This window comes from Mycobacterium sp. SMC-21 (assembly GCF_045310825.1).
Lineage (GTDB): Bacteria > Actinomycetota > Actinomycetes > Mycobacteriales > Mycobacteriaceae > Mycobacterium.
In genome coordinates this window covers 18,190-42,616 of the sequence record NZ_JBJIAO010000023.1, presented here as the reverse complement: position 1 = coordinate 42,616, position 24,427 = coordinate 18,190, and the positions used below count along the sequence as shown (strand labels likewise).

The 24,427-nt window shown below is 65.6% G+C and carries 17 protein-coding genes; 12 read left to right on the top strand and 5 right to left on the bottom strand.

Translation table 11 applies throughout. From position 1 onward, the window contains the following. The first annotated feature begins 294 nt into the window (after positions 1 to 294). From ACJH6H_RS20230 to ACJH6H_RS20195, 8 genes are all read left to right on the top strand, one after another. On the top strand, positions 295 to 1,788 hold the full coding sequence (locus ACJH6H_RS20230) for a NarK/NasA family nitrate transporter (RefSeq protein WP_212812059.1): 1,494 nt from the start codon (positions 295 to 297) through the stop codon (positions 1,786 to 1,788). 141 nt (positions 1,789 to 1,929) lie between these two features. Continuing rightward, the gene (locus ACJH6H_RS20225; RefSeq protein WP_212812058.1) at positions 1,930 to 2,634 is read left to right on the top strand and encodes a FadR/GntR family transcriptional regulator; all 705 of its coding nucleotides are present in this window, start codon (positions 1,930 to 1,932) and stop codon (positions 2,632 to 2,634) included. Positions 2,635 to 2,646: 12 nt separating this feature from the next. Then, positions 2,647 to 3,477, top strand: a complete 831-nt coding sequence (locus ACJH6H_RS20220; RefSeq protein ID WP_212812057.1) for a sterol desaturase family protein — start codon at positions 2,647 to 2,649, stop codon at positions 3,475 to 3,477. A 149-nt stretch (positions 3,478 to 3,626) separates the two neighbouring features. After that, positions 3,627 to 7,661, top strand: a complete 4,035-nt coding sequence (locus ACJH6H_RS20215) for a bifunctional nitrate reductase/sulfite reductase flavoprotein subunit alpha (RefSeq protein ID WP_346414643.1) — start codon at positions 3,627 to 3,629, stop codon at positions 7,659 to 7,661. 90 nt (positions 7,662 to 7,751) lie between these two features. Further along, the gene (locus ACJH6H_RS20210) at positions 7,752 to 9,044 is read left to right on the top strand and encodes a GTP cyclohydrolase II (protein WP_346414642.1); all 1,293 of its coding nucleotides are present in this window, start codon (positions 7,752 to 7,754) and stop codon (positions 9,042 to 9,044) included. Continuing rightward, positions 9,041 to 10,276 carry a URC4/urg3 family protein gene (locus ACJH6H_RS20205; RefSeq protein WP_346414641.1) on the top strand — a complete coding sequence of 412 codons (1,236 nt, stop codon included), beginning with the start codon at positions 9,041 to 9,043 and terminating at the stop codon, positions 10,274 to 10,276. The genes ACJH6H_RS20210 and ACJH6H_RS20205 overlap by 4 nt, the downstream gene beginning before the upstream one ends. A 9-nt stretch (positions 10,277 to 10,285) precedes the next feature. After that, complete coding sequence (upp, locus tag ACJH6H_RS20200) at positions 10,286 to 10,915, top strand: uracil phosphoribosyltransferase (RefSeq protein WP_212812053.1); 630 nt, start codon at positions 10,286 to 10,288, stop codon at positions 10,913 to 10,915. A gap of 2 nt (positions 10,916 to 10,917) precedes the next feature. Then, positions 10,918 to 11,499, top strand: coding sequence for a nucleoside deaminase (locus ACJH6H_RS20195; protein ID WP_346414640.1), 582 nt, complete (start codon positions 10,918 to 10,920; stop codon positions 11,497 to 11,499). A 19-nt stretch (positions 11,500 to 11,518) separates the two neighbouring features. Here ACJH6H_RS20195 and ACJH6H_RS20190 read toward each other — a convergent pair whose 3' ends face one another. From ACJH6H_RS20190 to ACJH6H_RS20175, 4 genes are all read right to left on the bottom strand, one after another. Further along, complete coding sequence (locus ACJH6H_RS20190; protein WP_020103641.1) at positions 11,519 to 11,872, bottom strand: heme-binding protein; 354 nt, start codon at positions 11,870 to 11,872, stop codon at positions 11,519 to 11,521. Positions 11,873 to 11,946: 74 nt separating this feature from the next. After that, a complete protein-coding gene (locus ACJH6H_RS20185; RefSeq protein WP_346414639.1) occupies positions 11,947 to 13,341 on the bottom strand; it encodes a family 1 glycosylhydrolase in 1,395 nt (464 codons plus the stop codon). A 29-nt stretch (positions 13,342 to 13,370) separates the two neighbouring features. Then, positions 13,371 to 13,952, bottom strand: coding sequence for a TetR/AcrR family transcriptional regulator (locus tag ACJH6H_RS20180; protein ID WP_212812050.1), 582 nt, complete (start codon positions 13,950 to 13,952; stop codon positions 13,371 to 13,373). 49 nt (positions 13,953 to 14,001) lie between these two features. Beyond that, the gene (locus ACJH6H_RS20175) at positions 14,002 to 15,342 is read right to left on the bottom strand and encodes an FAD-dependent oxidoreductase (RefSeq protein ID WP_346414638.1); all 1,341 of its coding nucleotides are present in this window, start codon (positions 15,340 to 15,342) and stop codon (positions 14,002 to 14,004) included. 248 nt (positions 15,343 to 15,590) lie between these two features. Between ACJH6H_RS20175 and ACJH6H_RS20170 the strand changes: the two genes are divergently transcribed. From ACJH6H_RS20170 to ACJH6H_RS20160, 3 genes are all read left to right on the top strand, one after another. Then, a complete protein-coding gene (locus tag ACJH6H_RS20170) occupies positions 15,591 to 16,028 on the top strand; it encodes a hypothetical protein (protein ID WP_213020309.1) in 438 nt (145 codons plus the stop codon). Between the two features lie 110 nt (positions 16,029 to 16,138). Beyond that, positions 16,139 to 16,876, top strand: coding sequence for an SDR family oxidoreductase (locus ACJH6H_RS20165; protein ID WP_212812047.1), 738 nt, complete (start codon positions 16,139 to 16,141; stop codon positions 16,874 to 16,876). Between the two features lie 90 nt (positions 16,877 to 16,966). Beyond that, complete coding sequence (locus ACJH6H_RS20160) at positions 16,967 to 18,418, top strand: LLM class flavin-dependent oxidoreductase (RefSeq protein ID WP_212812046.1); 1,452 nt, start codon at positions 16,967 to 16,969, stop codon at positions 18,416 to 18,418. Positions 18,419 to 18,717: 299 nt separating this feature from the next. Here the strand turns inward: ACJH6H_RS20160 and ACJH6H_RS20155 are convergent, their stop codons facing one another. Next, positions 18,718 to 22,734, bottom strand: a complete 4,017-nt coding sequence (locus tag ACJH6H_RS20155; protein ID WP_346414637.1) for a hypothetical protein — start codon at positions 22,732 to 22,734, stop codon at positions 18,718 to 18,720. A 107-nt stretch (positions 22,735 to 22,841) separates the two neighbouring features. On the opposite strand from ACJH6H_RS20155, the gene ACJH6H_RS20150 reads away from it, so the two are divergent. After that, the gene (locus ACJH6H_RS20150) at positions 22,842 to 24,038 is read left to right on the top strand and encodes a hypothetical protein (RefSeq protein ID WP_212812040.1); all 1,197 of its coding nucleotides are present in this window, start codon (positions 22,842 to 22,844) and stop codon (positions 24,036 to 24,038) included. The last annotated feature ends 389 nt before the right edge of the window (positions 24,039 to 24,427 follow it).

Below are 24,427 nucleotides of genomic sequence, written 5' to 3'. Positions count from 1 at the left end.
TTCAACAACCGCCGCGGATCGCCACCACGACTGAAGTCACGTACTCCTCGGCCCCGCATCCGGCATCGACCACCTGATCGGCACCGCCGTCGGCCGCATGCGCCCGCCCGAACTCTCGCGCCCCGCTTATTTCGTGCTTGTTGCGTCGATACGACGGCTGTGAATCATGGCGGTCACGAACCACAGGGCCCTCCAAGTGAGTGCCTATTGACTTTGCTGACACCGAAGGGCAACAGCCGCGGCATCGCGCGCCCGTACATATGTAGCCAACCAATTTCCTACCTGGGAGGCTTTGTGAGTCTGTTGAGTCGAAACCGCGACATCGAGCACTGGGATGCTGAGGATGTTGCTGCGTGGGACGCGGGCAATAAGAACATCGCCAAGCGGAACTTGATCTGGTCGATCTTCGCCGAGCATGTCGGCTTCTCGGTGTGGAGCATCTGGTCGGTGATGGTGCTGTTCATGCCGCAGGCCGTCTACGGCATCGATGCCCTGGGCAAGTTCGTCCTCGGCGCCGTCCCGATCGCGGTCGGGTCGTTCATGCGCATCCCTTACACCATCGGACCGGCCCGGTTCGGTGGCCGTAACTTCACGATCTTCAGCGCCCTGATGCTGGCCATCCCGTGTGGGCTGACCATGTACTTCATGATGCATCCGGGTACGTCGTACACGACGTTCCTGATCGTCGCGGCGGTCGCCGGTTTCGGTGGCGGTAACTTCGCGTCGTCGATGACGAACATCAACGCCTTCTACCCGCAGCGGTTGAAGGGCTGGGCGCTGGGCCTGAACGCCGGCGGCGGCAACATCGGTGTGCCGGTCATCCAGATCATCGGCCTGGTCACCATCGCCACGCTCGGCAACCGTCGTCCCGAGGTGGTCTGCGCCATCTATCTGGTCTTGCTGGCCGCCGCGGCCCTCGGTGCCGCGTTGTTCATGGACAACATCCAGGGCCAGAAGTCGAACCTCTCGGCGATGGTCGAGGCCATGAAGTTCCGCAACTCGTGGGTGATGTGCTTCCTCTACATCGGTACGTTCGGTTCGTTCATCGGGTTCAGCTTCGCGTTCACCCAGATTCTGAACATCAACTTCACCGCACAGGACGTCGCGCCGCTGCTGGAGAAGTACCACGTCGCGTCGGTGGCCAAGCTGCCCAAGGAAGCCGCCAAGGAGCTGGCCAAGGCCAACTTCGACGCCTCCATCCACACCGCGTGGATCGCCTTCCTGGGCCCGCTGCTGGGCTCGATCTCGCGTCCGTTCGGCGGCAAGCTCGCCGACAAGATCGGTGGCGGCAAGATCACGCTGTACGTCTTCACGGCGATGACGGCCATCACCGCAGTCCTGGTCAGCGCCGGCATGTGGGACGACGCCACCAAGGGTCCGGCGACGGGTGCGCAGATGGCTGTCTACATCACGGCCTTCATGGTGCTGTTCATCCTGACCGGCCTCGGCAACGGGTCGACCTACAAGATGATCCCGTCGATCTTCGAAGCCAAGGCGCAGAGCAAGGACGAGTTGGGTGCTGCGGAGAAGACCCTGTGGTCGCGCAGCATGTCCGGCGCACTGATCGGCTTCGCCGGTGCGGTCGGCGCGTTCGGTGGCGTGCTCGTCAACATCGTGCTCCGGGCGTCCTACGCCGGGCCAGCGCACTCCGCGACCACCGCATTCTGGGTGTTCCTCGCCTTCTACGTGGTGTGTGGTGTCGTCACCTGGTTCGTGTTCCTGCGTCAGCCGCACCTGCGTGCGGCGACGGGCGAGCACGTCGGCCGGGATTTCGTTCCGGCAACGTAGCCGGCTTCTGGCCAGTTGGCCGAAATGCCCCGCGGGAGTTTCCCGCGGGGCATTTCGTTGTTCGGGGCAGGGAAGTTTGTGATCCAGATAACTGGTCCAACCAGTTGACCAGTAGTCGCGGCGACCCTGATCATTGACCCCATGGACATCGCACCCGTCACGCGGTCCGCGGTCAGTGACTCGGTCTTCGCGCACCTCGTCGACGAGATCCTGTCCGGTCGCGTCGCGGTCGACGACGCACTGCCGTCCGAGCGCGAGCTGGCCCTGGCCTTCGCGGTGAACCGGCACGCCATCCGGGAAGCACTCAAACGGCTACAGCAGGCCCGGCTGGTGCGGATCAGTCACGGCGGCAAGACCAGGGTCCAGGACTGGCGGCAGACGGCCGGCCTGGACGTTCTCAGCACCCTCGCCGCCACCGGCGCCGTGCCGGCGCTGCAGATCGCCTGCGACATCATGGTGATGCGCCGCTCTGTCGGAGCCGACGCGGCCCGGCTGTGCGCGAGGAACGCCTCCGACGAGCAGCTGGCGGTCATCGCCGATGCCGCTGCGGCCTACCCGGCGCAGCACACCGACGAATCGATCGCCGCTGACCTGACGTTCTGGACCGCGATCGTCGACGGCAGCGGCAACCTGGCCTACCGGCTGGCGCTCAACACGCTGGTCGCGGCGTTCGCCGACATCGGCTTCGGCTCGATCGCCGACCTCGGTACGTCCGCCGAACTGGCCGACCGCGACGCCCACATCACGCTGGCCGGGCACCTCGTTGCGCGCGACGCCGACGCCGCTCACCGCGTGGCCGACGACCTGCTGGGCCGGGTCGTCGAAATCCTTTCCGCTCAGCAGTAGGAGTCATTGCCCATGTTCGATCTGATCTTGCATGCCGTGCCGGTGTTCGTGCTCTGTCTGGTGCTCGAGGCGCTGTCCTTCCGCTTCCTGCCGGACGACGACGAGGTCGGATACGAATTCCGGGATTCCCGAACGAGTCTCACGATGGGCATCGGCAACGTCATCATCAACATCGGCTGGAAGCTGGTGGTCCTGGCGGCGCTGAGCGCGGCGTACCTGGTGGCGCCGGTACATCTGCCCGCCGACAATCCGCTGACCTGGATCGCGCTGTTCGTCGCCGACGACTTCGTCTACTACTGGTATCACCGGACGCACCACACGATCCGGCTGTTCTGGGCCAGCCACGTCGTGCACCACTCCAGCGAGCACTACAACCTGTCGACCGCACTGCGGCAGACGTGGACGCCGTTCACGGCGCTGCCGTTCTGGTTGCCGTTGGCATTTCTCGGCTTCGCGCCGTGGATGATCCTGCTGCAGCAGTCGGTCAGTCTGCTGTACCAGTTCTTCATCCACACCGAGCGGGTCGGAAAGCTGTGGCGGCCCATCGAATTCGTGATGAACACGCCGTCGCATCACCGCGTGCACCACGGTTCCAATGACCAGTACCTGGACACCAACTACGGTGGCATCCTGATCATCTGGGACCGGCTGTTCGGCAGTTTCCGCCCTGAGGGCGAGCGTGTGGTCTACGGTCTGACCAAGAACATCAAGACGTTCAACCCGCTGCGGGTTGCCACCCACGAATACACCGCGATCTGGCAAGATGTGCGCGCGACCAAGACGTGGAAGCAGCGCTTCGGACACACGTTCCGTGGCCCGGGCTGGTCGCCCGACAGCGCGTAACGCAGCTCACAGATTTCCGGCAGGTTTCCATCGTGATTCCGGCGTGAAACATGTTGCGCACCATGCCCGGACGGCCAGGTGAGCTCGGGTTGATGTGCAGTACATGGTCGCGCAACGGTTGCGGCATCGGCGGCCCGTACAACTGAGTCATGACCGCCCCGGGAGCACACACCACGCGTACCGCGTGCTCCTACTGCGGTGTCGGTTGCGGCATTTCGGTCGAGACGCGGGCCGACGCCGGCACCGGGCTGCCCGTCATCGCACGCGTGTCCGGGGACCGCCTGCACCCCACCAACTTCGGGCGGTTGTGCACCAAGGGCGCCACGCACGCCGACCTGATGCATGCCGACGAGGGCCGGCTCACCACCGCGCAGGTGCGGCGCAACGGCGAGATGGTCAGCGTCACCACCGACGACGCCACCGCCGAAGCCGGCCGCCGGCTGCGCGCCATCATCGACGAACACGGCCCCGACGCTGTGGCGCTGTACGTTTCGGGCCAGATGACCCTCGAGGCCCAGTACCTGGCGAACAAACTGGCCAAGGGCTTCATCCGCACCGTGCACATCGAATCCAACTCCCGGCTGTGCATGGCGAGCGCAGGTACCGGTTTCAAGCAGTCGCTCGGCGCCGACGGCCCACCCGGGTCGTACGCCGATTTCGATTCGGCCGACCTGTTTTTCGTGATCGGCGCCAACATGGCCGACTGCCACCCGATCCTGTTCCTGCGCATGGCCGACCGGATTGCCAAGGGCGCCAAGCTGATCGTCGTCGACCCGCGCCGCAACGCCACCGCCGACAAGGCCGATCTGTTCCTGCAGATCAAACCCGGTACCGACCTGGCGCTGCTCAACGGCCTGCTGCACCTGCTGGTCGAAAACGGTGCCATAGACCACGAATTCATCGCCGAGCACACCGAGGGCTGGGAGACCATGCCCGCGTTCCTCGCCGACTATCCGCCGGCGCAGGTCGCCGCGATCACCGGAATCCCCGAAGCCGACATCTGGCGCGCCGCCCAGATGATCGCCGAGGCAGGGGAGTGGATGTCGTGCTGGACCATGGGCCTGAACCAGAGCACGCACGGCACCTGGAACACCAACGCCATCTGCAACCTGCACCTGGCCACCGGCGCCATCTGCCGCACCGGCAGCGGCCCGATGTCCCTGACGGGGCAGCCCAACGCCATGGGCGGCCGCGAAATGGGTTACATGGGACCGGGTCTGCCCGGGCAGCGTGCGGTGACGTCGGCCGACGACCGGGCCTTCGTCGAAGAGCAGTGGGAGCTGGAGCCCGGCACCATCCGCACCGACGTCGGCCCCGGCACGATCGAGATGTTCCGGCAGCTGGGCACCGGTGACATCAAGGCCGTCTGGATCATCTGCACCAATCCCGTTGCCTCCGTGGCCAATCGGCAGACCGTCATCGACGGGTTGCAGGCCGCCGAGCTGGTCATCACCCAAGACACCTACCAGGACACCGCGACCAACGCCTACGCCGACATCGTGCTGCCCGCGACGCTGTGGGCCGAAGCCGACGGCGTCATGATCAACTCCGAACGCAACCTGACCCTGCTGCAGCAGAGCATCCCCGCCGCCGGTGACGCGCGGCCCGACTGGGAGCTGATCTGCAATGTCGCCCGGCACATGGGCTTCGGCGACGAATTCGGCTACAAGTCCAGCGAGGACGTATTCGCCGAAATCCGCCAGTTCACCAACCGGCGGACGGGATACGACCTCAGTGGCGTCACCTACGAGCGGCTGCGCGAGACCCCACTGCAGTGGCCGTGCCCGCCGGACAGCGGCGACCGGAACCCGATCCGCTATCTCAACGACGGCGTGAGCCAGGACCGGTTCGTCGGCGCGGACGGGCACCGGCCGCGACTGGCGTTTCCGACGCCCTCGCGCCGGGCGGTGTTCCACGCCCGCCCGCACCTGGACGCCAGGGAACTGCCCGACGACGAATTCCCGTTGGTGCTGAACACCGGTCGGCTGCAACACCAGTGGCACACCATGACCAAGACCGGCAGGGTCGAGAAGCTCAACAAGCTCACCGGGAAACCGTTCATCGAGATTCATCCCGCCGACGCGAGCGACCTCGGAATTGTCGACGGCGCATCCGTCGAAGTTTCGTCGCGTCGCGGCACGGCGGTCCTGCCGGCCGTCCTGACCGACCGCGTGCGGCCGGGGAACTGCTTCGCGCCGTTCCACTGGAACGACCAGCAGGGTGACCGGCTCACGATCAACGCCGTCACCAACGATGCGGTGGACCCCGACTCGCTGCAGCCCGAATTCAAGGTGTGCGCGGTGCGATTGGCGCCGGTCGTGACCGAGCCTGTCGTCGCGCCACTCGGCGCACACACGGGTGCCGGCACCCATCCGCTGGCCGCCGCACTCGGTCTGGCCGGTCCGCCCGCACTCAACGACACCGAAAAGATTTACCTGTCAGGCTTTTTCAGTGGCATCGAGCACACCACCGGGGTCCCCGTCCTGCCGGCAGCGGCGCCCGTCAGCTCCGTGGTGCGACTGTGGGTCGACGGGGCGCTGGCCGGTGCGCACAGCGTCTCGGGTCCCGTTGTCGCCGGCGCTGTGCAGCCGGAGTCCCCGGGGCCGTTGGTCTTGTGGGCGTCGCAGACCGGCACCGCGGAGGAGTTCGCCGCCGGACTGGCCGCCAAGATCGCCGGGTCCCGGCTGCAGGCGCTGGACGACACCGCGCTGGACGACGTCGCTGCCGCGAGCGAAGTCCTGGTCGTGACAAGCACTTTCGGGGACGGCGGGCCACCCGACAACGGGGCGGACTTCTGGGCTCGCCTGAGCGCCGCCGACGCGCCGGACCTTTCCGGGGTGCGGTACTCGGTACTCGGAATCGGTGACCGGGCGTACGAGAACTTCTGTGGCTACGCCAAAGCCCTGGACAGCCGTTTCGCCGAACTCGGGGCCACGGCGCTGCTCGACCGTGCCGACTGTGAGGCGTACGACGACGAGCCACTTGCACACTGGTCCGACGCTGTCGTCGAGCTGGCCGCGGCGGCCCCGTTGGCGCCGACGGCGCCCGCAAAACCCGCCGCACCCGCCAAACCTGCGGCACCTGCCAAGCCGTTCACCCGCAACAACCCGCTGCCGGTCCCGTTGTGCCGCAACACCCTGCTGACCAAGGGTGGCGCGAAGGAAGTCCGCCAGATCGGCTTCGACCTGTCCGGGCACGACGTCAGCTACGGCGTCGGCGACGCGCTGGGCGTCGTGGTGGCCAACTGCCCGGAGACCGTCTCGGCATGGCTGGCGGCGGCCGGGCTCTCGGGCGACGAGGTCATCGAGATCGACGGCGGCGAAACCGCTCTGCGCGAGGCCCTGACCACGTCGTACGACATCTGCAAGGTGTCGCCGACCCTGATCAACTTCGTGGCCGAACGCAGCCGCGCCAAGATTCTGCGGGCGCCCCGGGAAGAGCGTGACCGCTGGCTGGACGGCCGCACCGGCCTGGACCTCATCGAAGAGTTCAGAGTCCGCGCCGAACCCGAGGAGTGGCGAGATGCGTTGGTGCGCCTGGCGCCACGCTCGTACTCGATCTCGTCCAGCCCGTTGGTGAGCCCCGACGAGGTGCAACTGACGGTGTCGGTGGTCCGATACGAGGGTGCCCGTGGCGGCATTCGGCACGGCGTCGCGTCCACCTACCTCGCGGACCGGGCGGAGACGGTGCCGGTGTTCCTGCAGTCGGCGCCGCATTTCCGGCCTCCCGAGGATGCGCTGACCCCGATGATCATGGTTGGGCCCGGCACCGGCATCGCGCCGTTCCGCGGCTTCCTGCACGAGCGCCGGGCACTGGGGCACACCGGCCGCAACTGGCTGTTCTTCGGCGACCAGCATCGGGCCGAAAACTATTACTACCAAGACGAATTGGAGGCCTTCGCCGCTGACGGTCTGCTGACCCGGCTGGACACCGCGTTCTCGCGGGACCAGGCGCGCCGGGTGTACGTGCAGCACCGGATGCGCGAGCACGGCGAGATTCTGTGGCGCTGGCTCGAGGACGGCGCCCACTTCTACGTGTGCGGCGACGCCGCGCGCATGGCCAAGGACGTCGACGTGACGCTCACCAACATCATCAAGACCCACGGCGGCATGTCCGAGTCGGCAGCACACGACTACAAACGTGAGCTGATCGCCGACAAGCGTTACGTCCGCGACGTCTACTGATCTGCCCGCCGGGCCAGGCGGTCCGGCGGTACCGCTGCACGCCCGGCCGTTTCAGGGTTGACTGGAGCTTGCCGGGAAGGAGCGATGTCGATGGTCATCGAGTCAGACGCAGGGTCAGGGTCGCCCGTTGCGGTCCCGCCCCGGGGTTCCGCCCGTCACATCAGGTTGACGTCCCACAGCGGCGCCGCCGACGCCCTGCCGATCCACTGGGGCGCCGCGACCGCCGCCGAGCGCGGCCCGGTGATCGGGACCACGACCACGCGCGCACACCGCAACGTGATCGGCACCCACAGCGGGTCTTACAGCGTCTACCGGGCATTGGCGGTCGCGGCGGGGGCGCTGTCGCCCGCGCACCGCGCCGATCTGACCAACACCGCACCCACCGACGTGATCGGCCCGTACCCCCAATGGTCCGATCCCGGCGCGATCGTGAGTCTGGACCCCTGGGGTGCCATGGTCGCGGACGCCTTCACCGCCGAACTGGCGAGCGGCTACGACATCCGGCCGACCATCGCCATCACCAAGGCCCACGTGATCCTCCCGGAGGTCGCCGAGGCGATCGGCAAGGGCCGGCTCCGCCCCGACGGCCGGGTGCTGCTGGACAACGGCGCCGCGCTGGTGACCAAGGCGGCCATCGAGCCGGTCTGGTTCCTGCCCGGGGTCGCGGCCCGATTCGGTTGCAGCGAAACGGAACTGCGCCGCGTGCTGTTCGAGGAGACCGGCGGCATGTATCCCGAACTCGTCACACGCGGCGACCTCGAGGTCTTCCTGCCGCCCATCGGCGGGCAGACCCTCTACATCTTCGGCCAGGCCCGCGACCTCGCCGACCCGAGCGTGGAGTTGACCGCCCGTGTCCACGACGAGTGCAACGGATCGGATGTGTTCGGCTCCGACATCTGTACCTGCCGGCCCTATCTCACGCACGCGATCGAAGAGTGCATCCAGGGTGCGCAGCGCGGTGGGGTGGGGCTCGTGGCCTACTCCCGCAAAGAAGGTCGCGCGCTGGGTGAGGTCACCAAGTTCCTGGTGTACAACGCGCGTAAGCGGCAGGTCGGCGGCGACACCGCCGACCAGTACTTCGCCCGCACGGAATGCGTTGCCGGCGTGCAGGATATGCGTTTCCAGGAACTCATGCCCGACGTGCTGCACTGGCTGGGCATCCGCACGATCCATCGGCTGGTCTCGATGAGCAACATGAAGTACGACGCCATCACCGGCTCGGGAATCGAGGTCGTCGAACGCGTGAACATCCCCGACGACCTGATCCCGGCCGATGCCCGCGTCGAGATCGACGCCAAGACGGCCGCCGGTTACTTCACCCCAGGACCGGTGCCCGACGCCGACGAGCTCAAGATCGCCAAGGGCCGCGGACTCACGTCATGACGATCGGCACCGGCACTGGCACCGACAGCGCCGTCGCGGTCGGCATTCTGCGCAGTACCGCGGCCATCCGCGAACGCGCCGAGTTCCTGCTGCAGCAGGCACGCGCGGGGGAATCGCGCTGGTTCGTCGTCGACGATGTCGCGCTGACGCCGGCCGCCGACCTCGTCGGCGGCGTCACCCGCACGCGTTATCCCGATCTGGCGATCCCGTATCACAGCCGCTGGCGCCATTTCGAGGCCGGCGGCATCGACCGCACGGCCGACCTGCGCGCCAAGCTGGCCGGGTTGGAACCCACCGCCCGGGCCCGCGCGATGATCGACCTGGCCGTGGTCAGCGTGCTGCTCGACGCCGGCGCCGGTCCCAACTGGGCCTATGCGGAACCGATTACCGGGCAACGCTTCACGCGGTCCGAGGGACTCGGGGTGGCCAGTTGGCATGCCTTCGCCGACGGGCTGTTCTCCAGTGACCCGGCTCAGCCCTGGCAGGTCGACGCCGCGGCACTGCGCGCCATCGACGACGCCGCCCTCGGCCGGGCATTTCAGGCCGCGCCGGACAATCCGCTGGTCGGGCTCAGCGGCCGGGTGCAGCTGCTGCGGCGGCTCGGTGCTGCGCTCGAGGTTCGTCCCGAGGTCTTCGGCCCGCAGGGGCGTCCCGGCGGCCTGTTCGACGTGCTGGCCGGCCCGGAAGTCCACGCGCACGACATCCTGGTGCGGCTCCTGGACACCCTGTCCGGGGTCTGGCTGGCCGACAACGACATCGGCGGTATCCCGCTCGGTGACTGCTGGCCGCATCCGGCGGTGCCGGGAATCGGCTTGTCGCGTGGGTGGATGCCGTTCCACAAGCTGTCGCAGTGGCTGACCTACTCGCTGCTGGAGCCGTTCGAGTGGGCGGGCGTGCCGGTCACCGGGCTGGATGCGCTCACCGGCCTGCCCGAATACCGCAACGGCGGCCTGCTGCTCGATACCGGGGTACTGCGCCTGCGGGATCCGGCGGCCGCGGACCGAACCTGGTCGGTGGCCGACGAATTGGTCGTCGAGTGGCGCGCACTGACCGTCGCACTGCTGGACGAGCTTGCGCCGCTGGTACGCACCGCGCTCGGCCTCGACTCCGCGACACTGCCGCTGGCGTGCGTCCTCGAAGGCGGCACCTGGGCAGCCGGGCGCACCCTCGCGCAGCAGTTGCGGGCCGGGAACCCGCCGCTGTCCATCAGCAGTGACGGCACGGTTTTCTAGGAGGGCGCCATGGGTAACCTGCATCTCGTCGACCATCCGCTGGTTCAGCACAAGCTGACACTGATGCGGCAGAAAGATGTGTCCACCAAAGGCTTTCGCGCGCTGCTGAACGAGATTTCCGCGCTGATGACCTACGAGGTGCTGCGCGACATCCCCATGCACGAGATCGAGATCGAGACGCCGCTGGAATCCACCACCGGCATGGTCATCGACGGCAAGAAGCTCGTCTTCGCCTCCATCCTGCGGGCGGGCAGCGGCATTCTGGACGGCATGCTCAGCGTCGTTCCCGGCGCGCGCATCGGCCATATCGGTCTGTATCGCGACCCGAAAACCCACGTCGCCGTGGAGTATTACTTCAAGATGCCGAGTGAGTTGCACGAGCGCGACATCGTGGTGTGCGATCCGATGCTCGCCACCGGAAACTCGGCCGTGGCCGCGATCGACCGGCTCAAGGAGTATCGGCCGCGCTCCATCAAGTTCGTCTGTCTGCTGACCTGTCCGGAAGGCGTCGCGGCGATGCAAGCGGCCCACCCCGAGGTCCCGATCTACGCCGCGGCGCTGGACCGCGAACTCGACGAGCACGGCTACATCGTGCCGGGCCTCGGCGACGCCGGCGACCGCATCTTCGGCACCAAGTAGCCATGCCGAACCCGAACAGGCGGACCGTGCTGCGCGGCGCCGGGCTGGTCCTCGGCGCGTCGGTGGCGGGCGTCGGCGCGGTGGGCCCGGCCCACGCCGAGCCCGATCCCGGCGAGCAAGACCTGGCCCACCTCCGGCGCACGTTCGTGCTGGCCGAGCAAGCGCGCGAGGCGGGCGGCGCCCCCTACGGTGCCCTGGTGGCCGATGCCGCCGGCAACGTGGTGGCCGCGCACGGCAACACGTCGTCCGTCGGCGGCGGTGATCCGACCGACCACGCCGAGATGGTCACCGTCCGCAGCGCCTGGCGCGTCCTCGGCGACGACGGCATGCGGTCGGCGACGCTGTACGCCAGCACCGAGCCGTGCACGATGTGTGCGGGCGGTGCCTACTGGAGCGGCATCGGGCGGGTGGTGTACGGCATGTCCAACACCCGGCTCTTCCAGTTCACCGGCGACGACCCGAAGAACGCGGGCTACGCACTACCGTGCCGCGACATCCTGCTGCACGGCTACCGCCCGATCACCGTCATCGGGCCATTATTGGAAGACGAAGCGGCACAGGCGCATCAGGGCTACTGGCGCTGACGTGCCGGGCCGCCGCGGCTCACGACGACAGCGCGTCGAAAAGAGCCGACATCTGCGCCGGTGAGACCGACATGCCACCGCACTGACCGCGCAGCGTCGTCAGGGGCCGCGCGATGTTCTTCAGGTCGAAGAACTCGCCGGGGTGAGCGGTGAAGTACGCCCGGACGGCGCCTTCCGCGTCGCCCGACGAGCTCGCGTTGGTCAGGGCTTCGTTGGCGCCCGGGTGGGCGTCGAGGTAGGCACCGGCCTGGGCCAGGACCGAGCCCGCGGTGCTGGCCAGTCCGCTGGCGGTACACGGCGCTGCGGTCGCGTTGGGGATGGCGATCGTGAGCGAGGCGAACCCGGCGAGCGCGAGCATGGCAGTCAGTTTCATACTGCTGATCCTGCTGGAAACCTGGCGATCTCGGGTGCATTGCGTGGAATTCGGCCCGCGTGTTGGGACCGAACTCAGCGCAGCGCGACCGTCGGGCCGTTCACGTCGAGCGGGGCGCAGCTGTCCTTGCCGACGGTCGTCGAGCACTTCGCCGCGGGTATCACGGGCCGGTAGGCCGGCGGCGTGCCGCCGTCGCGGGTGATCTGCGTGTAGGTCTGGACGGCGTCGGTGGGTACCCGCCGCAGTGTCGGATCATTGAGTGCGTCAACCGAATACAGGCCGAAGCGAGGACGGTAGCTGCCCCACTCGTAGTTGTCGACCAGCGACCAGTAGTTGTAGCCGATGATCGGGATGCCGTCGGCCTTGGCGCGCTGCAGCCAGAACACGGTGTCGCTGAGGTACTGCGATCGCGTCACGCCGTCGGTGCGCGGTTTCGCATTGTCGGTGACCATGCCGTTCTCGACGACATAGATGGGTAGGCCGGGATACCGCTGGGCGTAGTGACGTGCCACGTAGTAGATGTCCTCGGGCTGCAATTTGATGTTCCACCGCGCCGCCATGCTCTGTGCCGACGCCGGGTTGTCCGCTGCCGTCCCGGTGTAGTAGTCGAAGCCGAGGTAGTCGAGGCTGTCCCGCACGCGGTCGAAGAACGAGCCTTCGATGCCCGTGACGCCGAATCCGGTGAACTGTGCCAACACTTCCGGCGGAATGTAGGCCTCGTTGGTGGTGACCTTGGCCTTGGGGTCGGCGTCGTGGGCGGCGCGGTAGACGGCGCGGTGGGCGTCGGCGACGCGGTCGAGGAACGTGCCGAACTGGTCAGGTTTGATGGCGCCGGTGCGCAGTTCCATCGCGCCGAAGGCCAGTGGCTCGTTGATGCTCACCCACAGCACGCCCTGCCCCGCGTAGCGTTTGGTGATCGCCGTGGCGAAGTCGTCGAACGCGGCGACGTTGTTGAGGAAGCCGCCGCGGTCCGCGATCCAGCCGGGGTAGACCCAGTGCATCAGCGTGATCATCGGCGTCATGCCGTTGGCGAGCAGCGTCGCGACCACGTCGTCGTAGTAGGCCAGTTCCTTCTCGTCCCACACGCCGGGCTGCGGCATCACCCGCGCCCATTCGACGCCGAAGCGAAAAGTGTTGACGCCCATGGCATGCGCGTTGGCGATGTCCTCCTTGTAGCGGTGCCGGAAGTCGTCGGCCTGCTTGTAGGGCTCCACCGGAGCTGCGCTCAAGGCGTCGGCGCCGGGCGGGACGGGCTTGCCCGCCGTGCGGTCGACGTAGCGGCGCCAGTTGCTGTCGGGAGCGTCGCCTTCCACCTGGTAGCCGGCGGTCGCGGTGCCCCAGTAGAAGTTGCGATTCCAGGACGAACTGGTGTCCGTCCGCTCCTGCTTTGCGTCCTGCTTTGCGCCGCAGGCGGACAGGCCCAGGGAGAGGGCAACGGCTGACGCCACGACAACCCGGTTCCACTTCATACCAAAAACCATACACTGCACTGTTTTGGTCAGGACAGTAATGCGCCCCACACCGCGCGCACGTGCGCGCCCATGTCGATCGATCGATCGGACATCCACTGGATCTGAATCCCGTCCGCCGCCGCGATCAGCGCGGTGGCGGCGAACTCGGCGTCGACGTGCGCGGGGACCGTGCCGGCAGCCTGCCGGCGGCGGACGTAGTCGCTGATGGTCGCGCGCATGCTCTCGTATCGTTGGCGCAGGTAATCCGCGGCCGGATGGGACGGGTCGACGGCGGCGGCCGCAGCCAGGGACAGATAGACCGTTCCCGATCCGGGCTTGGCGGCCTTGTCCACCATCGCCTGTGCCATGGCCTCACCTGGGTCGATGTCGACGTCCGAATTGCGGTACCGCTCTTCGAATTTCGCATCGGCGTCGCGATGCAACTCGGTCAGGAGAACGTCACGGGTGGGGAAGTAGTGCATCAGGCCCGCCAGGCTGATGTTCGCCTCATTGGCGATCACCCGCATCGACGCACCGGCCTCACCGTCGCGTTCCAGCACCGCGAGCGCGACGGCCTTGATCTCCGCGCGCTTGGCCTCACCCTTGGCGTATCGCCCCACAGTTGGCATGTCGTGAGGCTAGCGATACCCGCGGCAGGAAGTGCCCGAAGCCGGCCGCCTACCGCCGGCCGGCGCTGATCATGTCGGCGCGGGGCACGACCTTGACCCGCTCGCGGCCCTGCTGCGCGCCGAGGGCCATCTCGTGGGCGTCGAGGCGTTCCCATTCCGCCCACGTGGTGTAGTCGATGCCGCTGCCGGCCAGGTGTTCCAGGATGGCATCGGGCTCGCCGATCTCCGGTGCGCGCAGTCCCGGCAGGTCGGCCAACAGGCTGGTAATCGTCTCGGACGCATCGGATTTGGTGTGCCCGATGAGACCGATCGGCCCGCGCTTGATCCAGCCGGTGACGTAGGTGCCCTCGATCAGTTCGCCGTCGAGGTCCAGGACCCGCCCGGCGTCGTGGGGAACCACACCGGCGTGGTGGTCGAACGGCAGATCGGCCAGGTGTGACGGCAGATAGCCGACGGCGCGGTAGACCGCCTGCACCGGCCAATCGGTGAATTCGCCGGTGCCCCGGGCGGTTCCGTCGCCGATCAGTTCGGTGCGTTCGGTCCGCAGTCCTTCGACGCGGTCGGTGCCGAGCACGGCGACGGGGGATTGGCACAGGTGAATGTGGATGCGGTGCGGGGCGCCGGTGGGCTCGACGTCGAGGTAACGCATCATGGTGTTGACGACGAGCTTGGTGGACTTGCTGGTGTTGATGGCCTGCTGGCTGGCCTCGTCGATCTCGAAGCCCTCCGGGTGCACGATCACGTCGACGCTGGGGGAGTGCGACAGCTCGCGGAATTCCATCGGCGAGAACTTGATCTGGGCCGGACCGCGCCGGGCGAACACATGCACGTCGGTGGCTTGATTCAGGGAAAGACCTTGGTACACATTGCCGGCGATCTCGGTGCTCAACTGCTCATCGGCGGGCTTGGCCAGCATCCGGGCGATGTCGAGTGCCACGTTGCCCGCGCCGAGCACCGCAACGCTCTTGGCCTCCAGCGGCCAGGTTCGTGGCACGTCGGGGTGGCCGTCGTACCAGGACACGAAGTCGGCGGCGCCGTAGCTGCCGGGCAGTTCGATGCCGGGGATGTCCAGCGGGCGGTCCGCGCGTGCCCCGGTGGCGAAGATAACGGCGTCGTAGTGGCGACGCAGATCGGACAGTTTCAGATCGGTGCCATAGTGCACGTTGCCGATGAAGCGGATCTCGTCGCGCGAGAGGACTCGCCGCAGCGCCTTGATGATCTCCTTGATCCGGGGATGATCGGGTGCCACGCCGTACCGGACCAGCCCGTACGGGGCCGGCAGGCGATCGAACAGATCGACCCTGGCCTGCGGGTATTCGTCGACCAAGATGTCGGACGCATAGATTCCGGCCGGACCTGCCCCGATCACCGCCACGCGGACGTCACGCATTCAGCACTCCCTTAAATTAGGTAAGGCAAGCCTAAATTGGTACGCAGGTACCGCAAGGCCTACGTCACGGCGACGTCGGAGACTCTCGTCACACAGCAGCGGATCGGAGGTAGCGCTTGCGCACCAAGAAATCACCAAGGCATCGGCCGCAGCCTTGGGCGTGACCACGACAACCGCGAATCCCGAACGGCACCACCATGACCCACCCAACTGAGCAGAGGCAGGCCACGACGATGACGAGGCTGGCCGTGATCGCTGTGACCGCCATCGCGACCACCATGGCCGTGGCCGCTTGCTCGACGGCCGGCACGCCCGCTGTCCGGGCCGACCCACAACCGACGCTCGGCCGTGCCTGGAACCCGAGTGCGCGCGGCTACGGCACGGTGCAGCCCGCCCGGGTCTTCAACGGCGGCGACCCGACGGGCGATATCTGGGGCATCACGTGGTCGTCCTGGGGCGGCGAACGCGCTACAGGGACGGGCACGTCGTACGGCATGCCGCCGGGCGTCGTCAGTGTCTCGCAGTCGGTCAAGGAATCGGCGACGATCGTGGCCTACAACCTCGGCTACTGCGACGGCCAGCTGATGTACCAGGCGGCGAAGTGGTACTTCCCCGGTTACGGAGAGTCGTTCAACCCGGCGGGGCACTACAACATCTGCACGGGCGATTACGTCGACGGCATCTGACGTACAACCCTGAGCGGCAACAGGTTCCGTCACATCGCGAAACCATGCCAAGCGAGTCAAACTGATCCAATCGATTGACGGCGCCGGGCGCGGACGATTGTGTCGGAGCCATGAAGAGTTTCCTTGCCGCCGACGCATTCGCGGATCGGACGGTCGTCCTCATCGGCGGCGGCACCGGAATCGGTCTCGCGGTCGCCAGATTGGTGGTGTCCGGCGGGGGTGCGGTGGTGCTGGGCGGGCGCCGTGCCGGTGTGCTCGAGAAGGCCGCCGCCGATCTGGGCCCGGCGGCGACATGGCAGGTCGTCGACACCGCCGACGAGCGCACCATAGACGCCCTGTTCGCCCGGTTCGACGCCGTCGATGCCCTCTTCACCACCGCGGCCACCTACGTCACCGGATCGATGCGCGAACTCTCACTGACCGACGCCGCGTCGCCGTTCGACTCGAAGTTCTGGGGTCAGTACCGCGTCGTCAAGGCCGCGCTGCCGGTGCTGACCGCCGATGCGTCCGTCGTCCTGATGGCCGGGGCGGCCAGTGTGCGGCCGGCCGGGGCGGCGCCCGCCTACGTCGCGGCCAACGCCGCCATCGAGGGACTGGCCCGCGGGCTGGCCGTTGAACTCGCGCCGGTACGGGTGAACGCGATCTCGCCCGGCACCGTGGACGGCAACTTGTGGAATCAGCGGCCGCAGGCCGTCCGGGACGCGGCGTTCGCCCATTTCGTCGAGGCCTCGACCACCGGGAAACTGGCGCGGGAGGACGAGGTCGCGGCCGCCGTCGTTCATCTGTTCCTCAACGGCGCGACGACGGGGTCCACGATCTATCCCGACGGCGGGTACAGCTTGCGTTGACACAGCTCGCCACCCCGGCCGGCGCCGCGAAAAATGTTCGTGCTGAGTGCAATCGGTGTCTGATGCGCGAGATGTGGGCACGGTGGAGTAGTGACCCGACAAATTCGCTTCAACGCTTTCGACATGAACTGTGTCGCTCATCAGTCGCCCGGACTGTGGCGGCATCCAGAGGATCAGTCCTGGCGCTACAAGGACCTGGAGTACTGGACCGAACTGGCGAAGTTGTTGGAGCGCGGCAGGTTTGACGGCCTGTTCATCGCCGATGTGCTCGGTACCTACGACGTCTACGGAGCCAGCGACGAGGCCGCCATCCGGCAGGCCGCGCAGATCCCGGTGGGCGACCCGCTGCTGTTGGTATCGGCGATGGCGTTGGTCACCGAGCATCTGGGCTTCGGCATCACCACCGGCACCGGGTTCGAGCACCCGTATCCCTTCGCTCGCCGGATATCGACCCTCGATCACCTGACCAAGGGCCGCATCGGCTGGAATGTGGTCACCGGGTATCTGCCCGCGGCGGCACGCAACATGGGGCAGACCGACCAGCCGGCCCACGACGCCCGTTACGACCACGCCGACGAATATCTCGAGGTGCTCTACAAGCTGTGGGAGGGCTCCTGGGAGGACGACGCGGTGGTCCGCGACCGCGAGCGCGGGGTCTTCACCGACCCGGACAAGGTGCACCACATCGGGCACTCCGGAACGCATTTCAGCGTGCCGGGTGTGCACCTCGCCGAGCCGTCGCCGCAGCGGACCCCGGTGATCTACCAGGCCGGCTCATCCCCGCGCGGGGTCCGGTTCGCCGCCGAGAACGCCGAGGCCATCTTCACCGCGGCGCCGACCAAAGCCATTCTGGCCGAGACGGTTTCGACGATTCGCCGGGAGCTGGAACTGGCCGGCCGGGATCCGTACTCGGCCAAGATCTTCAATCTGTCGACGGTGATCACCGCGGCCACCGACGACGAAGCGCACGCCAAACACCGCGAGTTGCTCTCCTACGGCGACCCGGAAGGCGCGCTGGTGTTCATGTCCGGGTGGATGGGTGTGGACCTGGCCCGGTACGGGTTGGACGAGCCGATCGGCAACGTCGACTCGAATGCCATCCTGTCCGCCGTCAAGGCGTTCCAGTCGGCCGACCCCGATGGCCGGGAGTGGACGGTCCGCGACATCGCCGAGTGGGGCGAGATCGGCGGCATGGGTCCACGGATCGTCGGCTCGGGCGCCACGGTGGCCGACACCTTGCAGGAGTGGGTCGCCGAGACCGACGTCGACGGTTTCAACCTCGCCTACGCCATCACCCCCGGTTCCTTCGCCGACGTGATCGAGCACGTGGTTCCGGTGCTGACCGAACGGGGTGCCTACCAGGCGGACTATCAGCCGGGGTCGTTGCGGCACAAGCTGCTCGGCAACGGCGACCGGCTGCCGCAGGAGCACCGCGGCGCGCGATACCGGGTCGGTGGCTCGTCGTCGACGATCATCGATCGTCCGTCCACGCTGCCGTCGTCGTCGGGATCGACCGCGGCGCAACCGGCGCGCGGCCGCTGAGTGGTCACCAGCGTCGCGGGAGCTGCGCCGGCTCCGGTTGAATCCTGAGCAGCCTGCTCCGGAACGACCTGCTCACTTTTCAACCGGAGCCGACAAGGAGGTGAGCGTTTCCTGGAGAGTCGTCAGGGAATAACCCGTCATCGTCGCTTCAATCGGGCGTTGTTGGCGCTGAGAATGCAGCTGGGGAGGATCGGCAAAGATGCTCGGCCTGCGGCCGACTGCCGTGGCGCCTAGCGTTCGGGATGCTGCACTGGTATCGCACAACGACGACGCCCCGATAGTCTCAGGCATCTGTCCTGTTAGTCGTAGTCGTTGTTATAGCGGGCCGCGATTTCTGCGATCTCTCGGCGAAACTCGTCAGCGGAGAACCTGTAGATGGCGCGTAATTCGGTGTCCAAGAATTCTGCATTCGAAAGCTTCGTCGCGAGGTCGAACAGAAGCTCGAGCTCTTCGGAACGGCCGTTCACCCAACTAATCAGCCGCATTTCACACGAAGTGCGGGTCGCCGCCAGAACGTCCGCGACATGAGAGGAATCGACTTCCCTTGTCCGAGTGATCAACTTGTCCGCCAGCAATGGAGCGTAAAGAGGCCAGTAGTCAAGCGGTTCGAATACCTCAAGGACGCCCCGGATCTCGTCGATGTCGCAATGTTCGATCTCCACAGCGAGCGCTTCCCCAACTTCGTTGTATAGCGTTTCGCCCACCGCAGTCTTTAGAACATCGCCGATCCCATCTGTCTCGCAGGCTATTTGATCGAATACCCAGCTCACCACTGCTTCGGCCTGCCCGCTGAACGCTTGTGGATAGTCGCCGCACAGGTCCACTATGGCTGCGCGATCTTCGCGGTAACAGGACAGTAGGAAAGTCAGTACTTCACGTGGGAAGCCTCGCGCGATGCGTGCGAGGGCACCCTGCACGCCGTAGGCGCTGATGTCTGAACGCCTTGCGAGAGCGAGGATCGCCGCCACGTCGGATTCGTCCAGCTCCTGTATCCAGTCCGCTCTACCAAATGTGCAGGCGCACTCGATCAGGCGTGTTGACGTTGACTGATCAATACCTGTCGCGATGAGAGACTCCGCAGTGCTTACCGGGTCTCGTGCGAGCAAGCGATGCGCGCCGGCGTGAAACTTCGCGCGCACTGCCGGAACAGCGTCTAGCACACCTCTGGAATACGCGGCGAGATGAGGGCCGCCAAGGTCGGTCCAGGAGTTTGTGTTGATCGCGTCACCGATTGCTGATCGGACCGCGTTGCGTTGGTGTGGACTGTCGTCCAGCCAGCTACCAAACTCGTTCGTGTCGAATGCGTTCCAGCCAGCTAGAGCGTAGACGAGAAGATCGTCGAGAGGCCCGGGAGGCCGCGCGGCGATGTCCTTAACGACTGCGGAACACTGGTATGTGTAGTTGTTTGCGAGGTACTTTCCCAGAAAGAGGAACGGCAGAGACTGACTGCTGTCCGCCAGCAATACTTCAAATGCCGTGCACTCAAGGCGATCTAGGACGTCGCTGATGTCTCCGACCCGCCACAGGCTGTCCCAGCAGCGAGCCAGCAAAGCATCGCGCTCACGGTCCATGTAATCGACGATGTCCTCGTCATCAGGCCGTGACGTGCCCACGTCGAGACCGCTTTCAAGATCTGCGATGCTCGGTGCAGTGTACCCATACCGATTCGGTAGGCCGAAGTGATGTGAGCCCATCAATGCGTCTGCGAGTTCGTCGCCATGGTTGTCGAGAATCGTTGCTATTTCGATTGCTAAACAACGGATTTGAAGGCAACGTGCATGCTGCGCTTGCCAAGATACGGATTCGCGAACCAGACGGCGGATCACAGGCGAGGTGGCTTTGGCCGCAATTGTTGCCAAGGTGGTGACTGTCGCTAGGTCATCTGAGTCCCATGCTTCGAGGTCTTCCGCGGTCGGGTTGAAACCGTATAGGGCTTGAGGCGGTCTCAATGCGGACTTGAGTATCCGCACGGCCTCAGCGGCTAGTCCGACGTGTTCAGTTGTCGCGCTTTCCAGGAGGACCTCGCGGATTGCGTCTCGCGTCGGGCGCGCCCAATCGGCATTGATCAGATAGGTATTGAAGCTGACAACGCGTGGCGCCGTTTGGCCGGCGATCTCGCCTTGTTTGGTGAGGAGCGGCTTCAATGCGAACAGTGGATATGCCTTCGGAGTCGGTGCGTAGGTCGAGAGCCAAATTCTGACGCGGTCTATGATTCGTTGTGGCACAGTCTCGTCGGGGAGCCTGCCGAGTTCGGCTAGGGTTTCTAGGGCTTTTGTTGCGGCGTCGGGGTGCATGGCCGGCATAGGTGCGAGTTCGCGGTGAAGTGCCCATAGCCCATCGAGCGCCTGCTCGAGTAGTTCGGGTGCTGTACGTGCGCACTGAGCGAGCAGGGGTGCCATCTCGATCTTCACATCCGCGGCGCTCAGTTCGTGCAAGCGCCATGTCCTTCTCTCCTCCCGCTCGAAATGGGTCGCGGTCAGCGGGCCCCTTTTAGGAGGCGGCACTTCATCCAAATTGGCGAGGTCGGCGAGGCGGTTGCGAACCTCCGCTAGTAGGGGCATGAGCCCGTGTGGCTGGGTGTAGCTCAGGGCGGCAAGGCGTTGCACTGCTTCGTGTAGGCCGATCACGTCGGTGGAATCAATTTCGTCTCGAAGTGTCTGCCAGATGCCGTCGACAACCCCTGGAAGGTCTTGCCGGCGGAGTCGCCAGTCCAGATCAGTAAGGCGTCTGAGTAGTTGTGCGCCGAAGAATGGGTATAGGGATCGCCATACCTCGGGGACGAAATTGGTTCTCTGACCTAGTGATTCAGTGACGCTCTCGGTCTCCAGCATCATGTCTGCGAGTAGGTCGGGGACCAGCCTCAAAATCGATTCGGTCTTCGTCATGACGTCAGCTCGGATCAGCGCACTCAAGAGTCGATTCGACTCGTCGTCAGATAACCCGCAGAACCCGTTGACGGCAGCGCGCGCTTCGGCGTTATTCAGGTCTATCACGCCACCGGTAGCGGCACACGTTGCGAGGAAGCGTTCGACAAGCGCCGGGTCGAATTCGTTGACCGTGGCGGTGATGGACTGGCGATAACTCGACCGCACAGCCGAACGAAGGTCGGTACTAAGTGTGAGGCTGCCGGTTAGAGTGCCGTTTCGGATTGCGTCGATTGCCAGCACCCCTAGGTAGGGCGCTTCTTCTGCCAGACGTGCGATATTTACTTTCGTTCCGTACGCGAGCTGGATGTCGAGCCCGTCCGCGAGGGAATCGATCAATTCGTACGCGTGGCGATGACTGAGTGGTGACAGCTCGATCGTGGCGACACCGCTGATCGGGAAGCCGGCCTTCATGAACGTATCGAGAAGGGGGGTGACGCCGTTCTTTCGCGCTGCGACAACGAGTTTGGTGTGCTCATTCCTCAGCATGTATTCAAGCAACCGATGCACGGCTTCGGGTCGCTCATGTCCATCATCCACAAAAAGGACCACAGAGGAGTGGGGCAGCTCGTCGAGACTATCGGCACTTAGCGGGTGCGCCGGGATGAGGCTCAGGACGGGAACGGTTGGATTCTCGTTCTGCAGGTCACGAAGCACCTCGACGGCGAGCCGAGTCTTGCCCATCCCGCCGGGTGCCGATATCAGGATGATCCGTGTGTCTCCCCGTACCGCTGTATGAAGAGCCTGCAATTCGGCCGTCCGATTGACCATGGCGCCGGCGTCATTCAGTACAGGAAGACAGATACGTGTGTCACCGAGCGCGTCCACCGATTCAAAGGCATCGGCTCCCGGCACGCGGAGGAGCCGTTTACGTGTGGCGCGGTCCCATGTTGAGTCGAGGATCTCGCGTCGACGGTGAAGAGGCACGTCTGCAAGTAGCTGATTGAGGTCGCGTCGGTCGATCAATGTCCAGTCGGCGTGCTTCTGGATCTCCTGCCTCACAGCTGGCGAGGCGAATCCGGAGTACACGAGGTGATGGGTATCGGCGTGAAAGCTACATGTCTGAACTGCGTTTCGAACGTCCGCCGGTTGGAGCTTTTCGTATGCCTTGCACTGCCAGGAGGAGGTGGTCCCGTCACTCCATTCGCCCTCAAAGTCGATTCCGTCTTGCTTGTCGCCGCGGCGCCCCCATCGCGAGACGCGTGCTATGCGTCGCCCTGACTTGTTCGCGAACCGGTGTGCGCTCAGCACGGCCTCGGTGAAGTCCTCGAATTGCTCCCACGTCAGCTCGTTGGTCGGCGGCAAAGACAAGTCTCTTGCGCCGGTGTCTTCTGAAACTGGCATGCGAAAACTCACCTCACTGATGTCCGCGATCAGTTTGCCTGACGCCACCGACAGAGCTCGTAGATCGCCGCTTGGTGGGTCGAGGCCGTTGGTGAGTTGATACTGACGGACCCCGGGGGCGCAGACTTGTCGGCGGCTGCTGGCACGCTACGTGCATGGTCAAGAGTCGCGAGCCGCTGTTCGATGATGCTCACCGCGACGACACGTCGGTGGCTGGCTTCCAAGAGTCCACCTTTGCGTTCATGAACAGGATCGCGGGCGACTATTGGGACCAGCCGCGGTTGATGATGCAGCAGTGGATGGACCGCATCAACGATGACATCACCTGCAATGACTTGCTCCAACGTTTGCGATCAGGAGACGACGAGCAGTTCCGCAGTGCCTACTTGGAGCTCTATCTTCACGAGTCGCTTTTGCGCGCTGGCTACGAAATAGTGGTTCACCCGGAGGTGCCGGGTACGACCCGTCACCCCGACTTCTTGGCTGTCCGCGGCGACGAGCGGCTCTACGTTGAGGCGGTTGCTCCTGGTTCGACCGCGGCGGCTAAGGCTGCGGCAGGTCGTCGGGCGGTTCTATTCGATACGGTGAATCGGCTCCAAGACCCGAATTTCATTCTTTGGCTTGACCATCTTGTGGACGGGCCGCGGCCACCCAAGGCGGCGCGCCTTCGAGGCAAACTGAGCCAGTGGTTGCGCCTGCTCGATCCTGACGCACCATGGACGGCCGACGCTGCGCCGAAGTATGTCTGGCGCGAGGATGGCTGGGAGGCTGGGCTCAAGGCATTCCCGAAGAAGCTCGAAGCCCGAGGCCTGAGACCCGATAGCCGGGCGATCGGGATCTACGGCCAGTCGGAGGCGAGCTTCGTCGATGATGCGCCCGCTATCCAAGCCGCCCTCGCTGCGAAACATCATGAGTACGGCAATCTGGAAGCGCCATTCGTTATCGCGATCGGTACGTACATCGTGGATGGCGACCGGTGGCACGCCAGTAATGCGATGTACGGGCCGCTTGCTTTCGAATTTGACCCGAATTCAGATGGGGAGCCGCCCGCCCGCGCGATTCGGCAAGCCGGTGGCTACTTCGGGACGCCGCCCGATTGGCAGAACCGCAATGTGTCGGGGGTTCTAGTCGTTAACCAACTCATGCCGTATTACTTTCAGCGCGCCGAGGTCACGCTGTGGCGGCACCCGAGTCCCATTCATGCGCTACCCGACGAGCTGGGAATCCCCGCCCATACCATCACCCTTCGTAACGGCGAGCTTGCAGTCACCCCTCCAGATCCGTCTGCTGGAGAGTTCTTCGGCCTCCCGGCCTCTTGGCCCCCAGGCGAGGCATGGCCGAAAGGCGACTGACCTCCACACTGCCCATCGAGTCTGCTCGCCGTGGTGGCAGGTAGTTGTCCTCGACAATCGGCGGTGTGGTGCACTCGATCGACCAGCGCCGAGGCCGGGGATGGGTATCACGACCGGTGGCGATCACCGCGAAGACACATTGAGGAACAGCCAGTCAGTATGTCGGCGAGGACGGTGTTCGTGGCGGGATAACCAAAAATCCGCAGTCGTGTGTCGGTGAATGCGACTGCCCCTGGGCATCAGCAAGTACGGAAATCCGCTCCGATGCAGTTGGGAGCCGATTCTCCATCCGCACATGTAAAAAAACTGTGTCCGAGGGGGGACTTGGCCACCTGCGACAAGGGTTGAGGTCTTTGATTTGAGTTGTTGACCAGCAGTTTTCCTGCGGT

What these genes read in the sequence shown, in the direction of transcription:
- ACJH6H_RS20225 (WP_212812058.1), top strand. Translation starts at nt 1,930, where the DNA reads ATGGACATCGCACCCGTCACGCGGTCCGCGGTCAGTGACTCGGTCTTC.
- ACJH6H_RS20220 (WP_212812057.1), top strand. Translation starts at nt 2,647, where the DNA reads ATGTTCGATCTGATCTTGCATGCCGTGCCGGTGTTCGTGCTCTGTCTG.
- ACJH6H_RS20215 (WP_346414643.1), top strand. Translation starts at nt 3,627, where the DNA reads ATGACCGCCCCGGGAGCACACACCACGCGTACCGCGTGCTCCTACTGC.
- ACJH6H_RS20210 (WP_346414642.1), top strand. Translation starts at nt 7,752, where the DNA reads ATGGTCATCGAGTCAGACGCAGGGTCAGGGTCGCCCGTTGCGGTCCCG.
- ACJH6H_RS20205 (WP_346414641.1), top strand. Translation starts at nt 9,041, where the DNA reads ATGACGATCGGCACCGGCACTGGCACCGACAGCGCCGTCGCGGTCGGC.
- upp (WP_212812053.1), top strand. Translation starts at nt 10,286, where the DNA reads ATGGGTAACCTGCATCTCGTCGACCATCCGCTGGTTCAGCACAAGCTG.
- ACJH6H_RS20195 (WP_346414640.1), top strand. Translation starts at nt 10,918, where the DNA reads ATGCCGAACCCGAACAGGCGGACCGTGCTGCGCGGCGCCGGGCTGGTC.
- ACJH6H_RS20190 (WP_020103641.1), bottom strand. Translation starts at nt 11,872, where the DNA reads ATGAAACTGACTGCCATGCTCGCGCTCGCCGGGTTCGCCTCGCTCACG.
- ACJH6H_RS20185 (WP_346414639.1), bottom strand. Translation starts at nt 13,341, where the DNA reads ATGAAGTGGAACCGGGTTGTCGTGGCGTCAGCCGTTGCCCTCTCCCTG.
- ACJH6H_RS20180 (WP_212812050.1), bottom strand. Translation starts at nt 13,952, where the DNA reads ATGCCAACTGTGGGGCGATACGCCAAGGGTGAGGCCAAGCGCGCGGAG.
- ACJH6H_RS20175 (WP_346414638.1), bottom strand. Translation starts at nt 15,342, where the DNA reads ATGCGTGACGTCCGCGTGGCGGTGATCGGGGCAGGTCCGGCCGGAATC.
- ACJH6H_RS20165 (WP_212812047.1), top strand. Translation starts at nt 16,139, where the DNA reads ATGAAGAGTTTCCTTGCCGCCGACGCATTCGCGGATCGGACGGTCGTC.
- ACJH6H_RS20150 (WP_212812040.1), top strand. Translation starts at nt 22,842, where the DNA reads ATGGTCAAGAGTCGCGAGCCGCTGTTCGATGATGCTCACCGCGACGAC.